Here is a 10,799-nt window from a genome sequence, read left to right as displayed (position 1 = left end):
AAAATATTTCCATCATAAGCACGCCAAATACGCCGCCTGAAAGATTTATAAGAACTAATTACCCTAACGATTAATAAGCTTCGTCTCATAATAAAAAGTAACTAATCCAGCTCTTTGTGTTCTTTATAAGGCTTTACCTTTTTCTGAAAAAACTCTACTAATGTTAATCTTTTAGAGTTTTCCAAAAGATCTACAAAATATTCATCTTTGGCACAGTAATACATGAAATCGGTTATTAAATCTTCTGGTAATTTTAGTTCATCTACAAAGAAGGTCGTATTAAAAGTTATTTCTCCTCTTTGTACTACTGCATCAAGATCTTCTAATGCTTTGATTCTCTTTAATTTTTTTAATTTTCCGCTCAGGTAATTAATAGGCAAGTCCAATATCCCGCTTCTTGCTGTATAAATTCTTCTTTCGGCTACTGTTGGCTGTGGTTTATCACTAAATGGAAGGCCTAATACCTGGTTATCAACAAAAGGATCTAACTCTACTGCACCTATATCTCTGTCTATATTTCCTGTAAGTTCTATAGTACTCACCTTTACTTCTTCTAATTTTTGTACTCTGGGATGTAACACAATAGTATTTATTTCTTCTTGAAGATGATTTTGCACTACTATAATTGTCTTTGTTTGATATTGAACAGAAGAAAAAACTACAGAATCCCCAATACTAGCAGATATTTCAAAAAAACCATTATCCTCGTTCGTTGCTCCTATTTCTTTGGTAAAATTCACAATATTAATAGCATATCCTTGAAGAGAATCTGCTACGATTTTCCCTTTCAGAAGTTCAGATTGTCCAAAACTATGTATTGAGATTATAATAAAAAGAAAACGTATAAATTTTGTCATAAGAATATAATCAGGGAATTAGTATTCCAAAAGACGATATAATTATGATAAAATTACAGTAACACTCTTGAAAGCTTTATTGCTTGTTGTGATAAAGTTTACTTTGATATGCCAAAAATTGTAAAAGATCGAGTTCTTTTCCAGATTTAAAATACTCAGAATTCAGGCCTTTATTCTCTACAAAAAGGATAAAATCATTGATTTGATCTATTTCTACAGCCAAATAATCTTTAAAAAATTGATCATTATACATATCTCTTATTTTTACATCAATATCTGAGGGCTGTTTTATTTTTTTATTTTTTTCTTTGGTAGTATAAACCAATTTAAAAAGGTTAACAAAATTTAATCCATTTATCATTCTATCTTCTAAAAACACTTTGTTTTCTAATGGAGACAATCCATCGGGCCTAAAATCATAATCAGTATCATTGATTCTAGAAGAAGTTTCTTCTGCAAGATCACCGATTCCACTTTTACTAAATCCTATTTTTTTTACATCTACTGATACATTACCAAGTAAATCATATGGGGTTACCACAACCTCTTCTAGCTGATTTATAGTCTCGTTAAGAAATATATTTAATTTCTTGGTATCCATCACTCCCTTATCTATTAATACCATAAAATGTTGATATTGCATTGCTACAACTTCAATTCTATCATTTATGCCTGCTTTTATTTTAAACCCGCCATCTTTATTGGTTATGGTACCTTTATTAGTACTGCGGTTAAAAACAACAACTCCTTCAACATTATCACCAATCGGGGCACTAATTTTACCTTCTATCATAACTCTAGAGGTAATTTGCGCCGTTGTTGTAGCAATTATAAAACAAACGAAAAGAACAGATAATTTTATTTTCATAGTAAACAGACTTAATTTTATTTTTTAAGATACTACATTTTTTTATTTTCACAGAAAATTTTAAACTAAGAAAACGTTAAACTACGAGATAAAAAAACGCCATTATGACTAACTCTATCATTGCCAGCACTTCAACAATACATGGAAGTAAGCCATTGGCTTATCTAAAAAATACATTATTAGATCTTTATACTGATGTAGAAGAAATACTTTTTATTCCATATGCTCGTCCTAGTGGAATATCTCATGATGAATACACTATTGGTGTAAATAACATCTTTAAAAAGATTGATAAACGAATTGTTAGTATACATATGTTTTCTGACCCAATTGAAGCTCTAAAAAATGCCAAAGGCATTTATACTGGTGGTGGAAATACTTTTCTACTCGTAGATCAATTATATAGAAATAGACTGATCAGTCCACTACAAGAAGCTATCCAATCTGGAACACCTTATCTGGGAACAAGTGCAGGAAGTAATATTTGTGGTCTTACTATGAAAACTACCAATGATATGCCTATTGTTTATCCTCCTAATTTTGCAACTCTAGGCATAGTTCCTTTTAATATCAATCCACATTATCTTGATCCAGATCCAAGTTCTACTCATAAAGGAGAGACTAGAGAGACTAGAATCAAAGAGTTTCATAATCTAAACTCTCAACCCGTTGTTGGTTTACGAGAAGGAAGCTGGTTGAAAGTTTATAAAGATCAAATTACATTAGAAGGAGAATTGACCGCAAGAATCTTTGAACAAAACAAAGAGCCTTATGAAATAGAAAGCGGCAGTTCGTTATCAGAATTACATTAAAATATAAAAAAAAGGTGAACTATCAACAAATATTAGATACCATTGCTACAGAGTATTTATCTATGCAATCAACAGGAAAAGTAGCGTCCTACATTCCTGAACTATCCAAGATTGATCCTCAAAAATTTGGAATGCACTTATATTGTATTAATTCGGGTCATTACTCCTTTGGTGATAATAATGAACGGTTTTCTATACAAAGTATTTCAAAAGTTTTTGCTTTAACCAGAGCAATGCTTTTGATGAACGATACTGAATTGTTTGCCCGTGTTGATGTTGAACCTTCTGGAGATCCTTTTAATTCTCTAGTACAGCTAGAATATGAAAATGGAATTCCTAGAAACCCTTTTATAAATGCAGGGGCTTTGGTGATTAGTGATATTTTAATTTCTCAATTAGACAACCCCAAGGAGGATTTTTTAAGTTTTATTCATAGCCTCACTGGCACTACTAGCATAAATATTAATCCAAAAGTTTTTGCTTCAGAAAAAGCATATAGCCATCGTAATGCTGCTTTATTAAATCTAATGAAAGCTTTTGGAAACATCACCAATGATATTGAAACTGTTCTTGATTTCTATATTTTTCAATGTTCTATAGAAATGTCTTGCAAAGAATTATCTACTGCATTTATGATCTATGCCAATGGTGGCAAACGATTATCTGATGAGCATCAAATAGTACCTCCTCAAAAGGTGAAACGTATCAACGCAATCATGCAAACTTGCGGTTTTTATGATGAGGCTGGTGAATTTAGTTTCAGGGTAGGGCTACCAGGAAAAAGTGGAGTTGGCGGTGGTATTGTTGCTATACATCCTAATCAATATACTGTAACAGTATGGAGCCCTCCTTTGAATCCCAAAGGAAATTCTGAGCTGGGTATGTACGCACTAGAACGACTAACTACTTTGACTGGGTTTTCTATTTTTTAAATATTTTGTTTCTTCTATATAGATAGCTAACATCTATTATAATGTTACTATGCTTATTACCAATGATAAGCTCCTATTAAGTACATTTTAAATAAATACAGAATCCCAGATAAAAATTGTAAAACAAAACTACTCCATAAAGCGATTATTTTTCTTCTCCCAAAATTAGATAAGGAAAACTATTACTTATTCTTTTGTTGAGCCCACTTAAGATTATTTTTGGCCAATTGAAAATCAGGCTTTAATTCTAGTGCTTTTTCACATGCTACTATTGCTTTTTTATAATCACCTAAAACATTATACGATGAACAGATATTATTATACGCAATACTATTATTAGGGTAACTATCTAACAATTCATAACTAATTTTTATAGTTTTCTCAAAATCCCCTAACCGATAATAACTATAACTAAGACTGAGTAATTCTTGTAAGGAGAGTTTTTTATTGATTTTCTTCTGAATACCTTTAAGTGATATTGTAAGATTATTTTTTGTTAATAGTTTATCTGCCGTAATTTCTAAAGATTTTTCACATGCAATTTTAGCTTCATCATACATTAAAAGGTTATTATATGCAGAACATAAATTGTTAAATGCAGTACTATTATTAGGGTTTAAAGAAATTGCTTTTTTTAAATTAGGAATACATTTTAAATAGTCTCCTTTTCTATACTGAAGTAAACTAAGTTGAACATATCCATTTGACGAAGGTTTTTCTATTAATTCCTGTCTAAGTTCACTAATATGTTTATCCATACTTTTATGATTTTTAACTATAAAAGCAACAGCAACTCCATCAATTTTAATTTCATGGACAGTGTTTTCCGTTGACCAATTTACATTGAGATGATCTCTTTTATATTTACCTTCAGCAAGTAAAATTATAGAATAATCCCAATCTAAAGAATGCCGATATGTTGATACAAATTGTAAACCTGAGCTTTTATCCAAATGATATGTCGCTTTTGTCCTACTACCATAATATATTCGTATTTTTGGTGGATTCTCATCATTACTCACATTCTCTTCCAACCAATCTAATGCCGATTTTACTGCAACCCCATAATAATCTATTTCATAATTACCAAAAGCACCTGCAACTCCACCTATCATAGGACTAAAATACAAAGCCTGCATAGGATGATATTGTATCATAAATTTTAATGGTTGTACCAATAACAAAATAAGAGCTACATATACCAATCTTAGAATGCTTTTCTTATGTATTAGCTGAAACAACCTACACCACGCTAATGCACTTATAACTACAATCGGAAGAACTGAAAACATAAATTGTCTTGAACCATCGTGATTATTTGGATCACCTATAGCAACCAATAGCATCGGAAATACTGAGCTAAATAAAACAATTGACACATAAAGTTTGTTTTTATTAGTATTCTTATAATATAAGAAAGGAATTAAAAAAAAACCAACAAATGCATGCAAAGGCATTGTAATAATAAAGAGGTTCTTGATAGCATAATACCATGGCATATGAAAACTACTCTTCCAGAGTCCTTCGAATAATTGTAGGTTTTCAAAACCTCTAAACGCTCCCATTTTAAACAATATTTCAACAGGAACCGTTATCGGGTTAGTTTGAGCATATGGCCAAAAAATACTTGCCGCTAGATACGAAAGCATACACACAACCAAAACTTTACCTCCTAATAGCAGAGTGTCTTTTATTATATTTTTTTTAAAATTTGATTTATAATTTTCAAGCAACCACCAAAGTAAAACTGCTAATAAAACATATCCAATAACGATTAAACCAATTACTCTAATATTTATAAGTAGTGAGATATTTAATATTAAAAAAAAAGATCTTTTAAGAGTTACATCTGGTAATTCTTTAAGCAATTTGATAATATGAAACAGAGAAAACATATAAAATGCTGCTGCAGGAATATCTTTTGGGTTATTCATTGAATATCCAAATAAGACAGGAGTTAATACAACAAACAACAATGTAAGCAATCCAACTTTCCACCCACCAAACTCTTTCCCTAATAAACCACAAAACAAAAAAAGTAAAAATCCAAAAATAGAGTTCAGTAAATTTTTAAACTCATAAAGACCTACAAAATTAAAATATTGGTATAAAAAATTAGATGATAAATCAAAAAAACCTCCAAAACCATTCATTCCTCGATATTCATGATCAAGGCTTTTTGCCACATCAATATAATTTCCTTGATCATCAACAGGGCTTAAAGTTGCTATTTCATCTACTCCTCTAAAATAATTTAAAATCCTAACCCCATGATCCTGATGAATTTTTGTATCTTCTAATGGGCCATAATCCTGACTTAAAAAAGTCATCGTTATCCCTATCAAAACTGCAATCAAGATAAATCCATTACGATAAGTAACTTTTGATTCAAAATTAAATTTCATATGGTGCTATTTTTTATCAAAAAATGTTTTAATCAAATTCACTATTTTATCTTGATCTTCTATATCCAATTCATAATACAGTGGTAATCGTAATAATTGATCAGCAAAGGTATCACAATTTTTAAGTTCTATATTTACATTTTTATTCATATAAAAAGAACTTTTATGCAATGAAACATAATGAAAAACAGCATAAACTCCATTCTCTTTCAAAAATAAAATTAGCATATTTCTTTCTTCTATGCTTTTACAAATCACATAAAACAAATGTCCATTTACAGAAGCATAATATGGCAAATCAGGTAATTGCAGGTAACCTTGATTTTCCAATTGTTTAAGTTCATCATAATAAACAGTCCATAATTTTTTTCTTCTACTCTGTATCTTTTCTAAATTTTCTAATTGGGCATATAAAAAAGCAGCTGTAACATCCGAAGGTAAAAAAGAAGAGCCTACATCTACCCAAGAATATTTATCTACTTCTCCTCTAAAAAAAGCAGATCGGTTAGTTCCTTTTTCCCAAATGATCTCTGCACGTTTATCAAAACGTTCATCATTAATAACTAACATCCCTCCTTCTCCAGAAATTATATTTTTAGTTTCATGAAAAGAAAATGCTGCTAAATGACCAATAGTCCCTAATAATTTCCCTTTATAATAAGAATCAATAGCTTGTGCTGCATCTTCTACAACAAACAAATTATATTTACTCGCAATATTCATAACTACATCCATATCACAAGCCACTCCTCCGTAATGCACTACAACAATAGCTTTTGTCTTTACTGTTACTAGACTTTCTATAGACTCTACATCAATATTAGGATTGTTGTTACAGCTATCTGCAAAAATAATTTTTGCTCCTCTTAATACAAAAGCATTAGCTGTAGACACAAAAGTATATGAAGGCATTATCACCTCATCTCCTGGTTCTATATCAACAAGAATTGCTGCCATTTCTAAAGCATCTGTACAAGAAGAAGTTAACAAACAATTCCTATAACCGATTGTATTTTCAAAAAAACCATGACACTTTCGAGTATAATATCCGTTACCAGAAATTTTCCCTCGTAATACTGCATCTTTAATATAATACAGCTCATCCCCAGTCATGTATGGCTTATTAAATGGAATCATTGAAATTGATTATCTTAGAAAAGATTTTAAATTTAGTTATTTTTTCGATAGCAACAACCTGTTTAATCAATAGAGTTGTATAATTTTGAATACATAATAATTTCAAAAGAAACATTTCATTTTCATTAAAACTACACAGTTGGAAATATCAATAATAAGTCCTGTTTATTTAGCTCAAAATCTTATCGATGAACTTGTACATCGCTTAGAAAACACATTATCATCTATTTGTAACGAATACGAAATCATTCTCATCGAAGATGGTAGCCCCGATGAATCTTGGAATGCAATAGAAAATATTTGTAAAAAAAACAAAAATGTTTTAGGTTTAAAATTAAGCAGAAATTTTGGGCAACATTATGCTATAACTGCAGGATTAGCTAATGCTAAAGGAAAATGGGTTATAGTTATGGATTGTGATCTACAGGATCAACCCGAGGAAATTCCAAAATTACTAAATAAGACTAAAGAAGGGTATGATATTGTATATGCAAAAAGAGAGATCAGACAGGATAATGTAATAAAAAAAACTTCTTCAAAAATATTCTATAAAACATTTGGTTACCTGACAGATAGCAAACAAGATGCCTCAATAGCAAACTTTGGAATCTATCATAAAAAAGTAATCCAATCTATTCTTTCTATGAAAGATCATGTTAGATTTTTTCCAACAATGGTTCAATGGGTAGGCTTTAAAAGCACCAAAATATATGTAGAACATAATTCAAGAGGAGAAGGGAAATCTTCTTATTCCTGGAGAAAGCTAATTAACCTAGCAATAGATAACATTATTGCATTTTCTGACAAACCGCTTAGACTCACTATTCGTTTAGGGCTAAGCATTGCTCTTCTTTCTTTTTTTTCAGGATTATTATACCTCTACAAATATCTTAATGGAGAAATAAAAGTATTAGGTTTTGCCAGTATAGTAATTTCAATATGGTTTTTATCAGGATTAATCATTTTTATTCTTGGTATAATTGGGGTTTATTTAGGTAAAACTTTTGATAGAGTCAAACAAAGACCGACTTATATTATTTCAAAAAAAATAAATTCATAACCAAACAAATGGATACTTCAAAAAAAGAAATAATTCTGTTAGACTGGGACTCGAATTTCTTCGGAATGAAGGTTGGAAAATTACATCTCTATAATGAAGAATTACCGTCAATTAAAATAACTGACTTCGATTTAGTTTACATTCATTCAAGCAAGTTATTAAAAAACACTCACATCCCTTGCTATGATAAAAAAGTAACTTTTAAAAAATTAATTTCAGCAAAAAGAAAAAACATTACCAACCAACATATCATTACATATAACGGAAAATTAACAAAAGAGTTATTGAATTTATCATTAGCTAGTGGAGCATTTTCAAGATTTAAATTGGACCCTAGATTATCCTCATATTTTAAAGAATTATATACTCTTTGGATTCAAAATAGCCTGAACGGCCAACTAGCAGATCATGTTTTTATTTATAAAAAAGAAAATGAAATAATAGGCTTTATAACTTTAAAGAAAAAAGAAAATTATTTTCAAATAGGATTAATAGCTACATCCCACAACCACAGAGGAATAGGCATTGGCTCCTCTTTATTAAACAAAGTAGAAAACACTGTTTTATCAGAAGGTTATAACGAAATAAGAGTTGTCTCTCAATTAGACAATAGTACCGCATGTAAATTCTATCAAAAAAACAACTACATAGTTGATGAAATAGAATACATTCACCACCATCATAAACAACTATAAAACAACAACCTACAAAACACTCATCGCCAGAAACATCTATTACACTATTTATTTAGCCTCACAAAAAACTTTTAAACCAAATAGTATACTATTATCTTTTTACAAAAGGATGATAATCTCCTTGCAATGCACTAACTTCTGCATTTCTGATATCATGAACAATTTCAATAGATTTTTTGGCATCCAAAAGTCCAAACCCTTCACCTTTCAAAATCCCTTCATAACTTCTGGTATGCAATTCTGTAAACCCAGTACTAAACTCTATCTCCTCGTTATCAATTGTAATTGATCGATATGTTCTTTTTCCTTGTTCTTTTATCGCATCAGGAATATTATCATAATTAATAGATAAAAACCATCGTACTCTAGCTTTTTCAAATTCTAAATACCCAGATGCAGTATCATCAGTTAAGACATGAACTTTATTTCCCTTTACATCTCCAAAAACCCAAGATAGCATATCATAAAAATGAACTCCTATATTAGTAGCAATACCCCCTGATTTAGAAATATCTCCTTTCCATGACGCATGGTACCAATTTCCCCGAGAAGTTAAATATGTTAAATCAAAATCATAAATTTTATCTTTCGGTCCATTATCAACTTTTTCTTTTAAAGCAATAATACTTGGATGCAGTCGTAACTGTAAAATGGTATTTACTTTTCCTTCTGATTCCTTTTCTATCTCTACCAAATTATCAATATTCCAAGGATTTAGCACCAATGGTTTTTCACAAATTGCACTAGCCCCTCTTCTCAATGCCATTCTGATATGAGAATCATGTAAATAATTAGGAGTACATATACTCACATAATCCAATTGAACGTTTTTTCTCCTTTTTAGCTTCTCTATATGTCTATCAAAACGTTCAAATTCAACAAAAAAGTGAGAATTAGGAAAAAAACTATCCATAATACCAACACTATCAAATTTATCAAGTGCAGCTATTAGGTTGTTACCAGTATCCTTAATCGCTTTCAAATGTCGAGGTGCTATATATCCAGCAACCCCCATTATCGCAAAATTATGTATTTTCATATTTTATATTTTAACAACAGTCTCATTTATAAGCCTGTATTTCTCTTTACTTTCAGTACATATTGCGATTCCTTCAGAATCAAAATCTAATCTATTTCCATATTCACTCATCCATCCTATCTGCTTTGCAGGGTTACCAACTACCAAAGCATAAGGTTTCACTGTTTTTGTTATTACAGCTCCTGCTCCAATAAAAGCGTAATCTCCTATATCATGACCACAAACTATGGTTGCATTAGCACCAATAGTAGCTCCTTTCCCTACATGTGTTTTTGTATACACTTCTCTTCTATTTACAGCACTCCTAGGATTTATAACATTGGTAAAAACACAAGAAGGCCCTAAAAACACATCATCACCACAAGTAACTCCTGTATACACAGAAACATTATTCTGAATTTTTACATTATTACCTAAAATCACTTCTGGAGAAATCACTACATTTTGCCCAATATTACATCTTGTTCCAATTACAGAATCTGCCATAATATGAGAAAAATGCCATATTTTGGTACCACCACCTATTTGGCATCCATCATCTATAACTGCAGTCTCATGCGCAAAAAAACTAGTATCCATTTCTATTTTTAATTATCATTAATAATAAATGTACATTCAGAAATGTATTTATATTTATAACTTCTCAAATATAAAACAATTCACTTATTTGATTAATTCTTTTCAATGGTTTTAATTTACCAATACTAAGCACCAATAAGATAGAATAGATATATAAACTCGTTTTTTGATTTTTTAGTTTATTTAGTATGTATAAAAAAGTAAAATTAATTCCAACTTCTATTAAAAAAGGCTATATTCTACTATATGACTGATTCAGTTGTTGTTTTCCAAATTTGCCATGCATTTTGTCCAGCAAGGGCATAGTAGGCAAAGGATTTGAGACGTTGGTTATTCTCTTTTATGCGTTCCAAGACCATAAACCAGTTCATATAATTCTGTAGATATTTAGTTGCCACTCCATTAAATGGTTTCA

At 30.3% G+C, this 10,799-nt stretch carries 10 protein-coding genes; 4 read left to right on the top strand and 6 right to left on the bottom strand.

Annotated features, from left to right (window positions below; all coding sequences use genetic code 11):
- Positions 1–101: 101 nt before the first annotated feature.
- Positions 102–857, bottom strand: coding sequence for a hypothetical protein (locus CVD18_RS19580; protein ID WP_103867193.1), 756 nt, complete (start codon positions 855–857; stop codon positions 102–104).
- A gap of 76 nt (positions 858–933) precedes the next feature.
- Positions 934–1,725 carry a carboxypeptidase-like regulatory domain-containing protein gene (locus CVD18_RS19575; RefSeq protein WP_103867192.1) on the bottom strand — a complete coding sequence of 264 codons (792 nt, stop codon included), beginning with the start codon at positions 1,723–1,725 and terminating at the stop codon, positions 934–936.
- A 104-nt stretch (positions 1,726–1,829) separates the two neighbouring features.
- Here CVD18_RS19575 and pepE point away from each other — a divergent pair, with 104 nt between their 5' ends.
- A complete protein-coding gene (gene pepE, locus CVD18_RS19570) occupies positions 1,830–2,537 on the top strand; it encodes a dipeptidase PepE (RefSeq protein WP_103867191.1) in 708 nt (235 codons plus the stop codon).
- Between the two features lie 14 nt (positions 2,538–2,551).
- The gene (locus CVD18_RS19565) at positions 2,552–3,469 is read left to right on the top strand and encodes a glutaminase (RefSeq protein WP_103867190.1); all 918 of its coding nucleotides are present in this window, start codon (positions 2,552–2,554) and stop codon (positions 3,467–3,469) included.
- A gap of 182 nt (positions 3,470–3,651) precedes the next feature.
- Here CVD18_RS19565 and CVD18_RS19560 read toward each other — a convergent pair whose 3' ends face one another.
- Together CVD18_RS19560 and rffA are read right to left on the bottom strand one after the other, a co-directional pair.
- The gene (locus tag CVD18_RS19560) at positions 3,652–5,874 is read right to left on the bottom strand and encodes a tetratricopeptide repeat protein (RefSeq protein ID WP_103867189.1); all 2,223 of its coding nucleotides are present in this window, start codon (positions 5,872–5,874) and stop codon (positions 3,652–3,654) included.
- Positions 5,875–5,880: 6 nt separating this feature from the next.
- Entirely contained in the window at positions 5,881–7,011 is a 1,131-nt protein-coding gene (gene rffA / locus CVD18_RS19555; RefSeq protein WP_103867188.1) for a dTDP-4-amino-4,6-dideoxygalactose transaminase, read from the bottom strand.
- A gap of 139 nt (positions 7,012–7,150) precedes the next feature.
- Here rffA and CVD18_RS19550 point away from each other — a divergent pair, with 139 nt between their 5' ends.
- Positions 7,151–8,071 carry a glycosyltransferase family 2 protein gene (locus tag CVD18_RS19550; RefSeq protein ID WP_103867187.1) on the top strand — a complete coding sequence of 307 codons (921 nt, stop codon included), beginning with the start codon at positions 7,151–7,153 and terminating at the stop codon, positions 8,069–8,071.
- An 8-nt stretch (positions 8,072–8,079) separates the two neighbouring features.
- Complete coding sequence (locus CVD18_RS19545) at positions 8,080–8,766, top strand: GNAT family N-acetyltransferase (protein ID WP_103867186.1); 687 nt, start codon at positions 8,080–8,082, stop codon at positions 8,764–8,766.
- 91 nt (positions 8,767–8,857) lie between these two features.
- Here the strand turns inward: CVD18_RS19545 and CVD18_RS19540 are convergent, their stop codons facing one another.
- The gene (locus CVD18_RS19540; protein WP_103867194.1) at positions 8,858–9,799 is read right to left on the bottom strand and encodes a Gfo/Idh/MocA family protein; all 942 of its coding nucleotides are present in this window, start codon (positions 9,797–9,799) and stop codon (positions 8,858–8,860) included.
- A gap of 9 nt (positions 9,800–9,808) precedes the next feature.
- On the bottom strand, positions 9,809–10,384 hold the full coding sequence (locus CVD18_RS19535; protein WP_103867185.1) for an acyltransferase: 576 nt from the start codon (positions 10,382–10,384) through the stop codon (positions 9,809–9,811).
- Between the last annotated feature and the right edge of the window lie 415 nt (positions 10,385–10,799).

The organism is Aquimarina sp. I32.4 (assembly GCF_002924285.1).
Taxonomy (GTDB): domain Bacteria; phylum Bacteroidota; class Bacteroidia; order Flavobacteriales; family Flavobacteriaceae; genus Aquimarina.
This window is presented reverse-complemented; position numbering and strand designations above follow the sequence as displayed.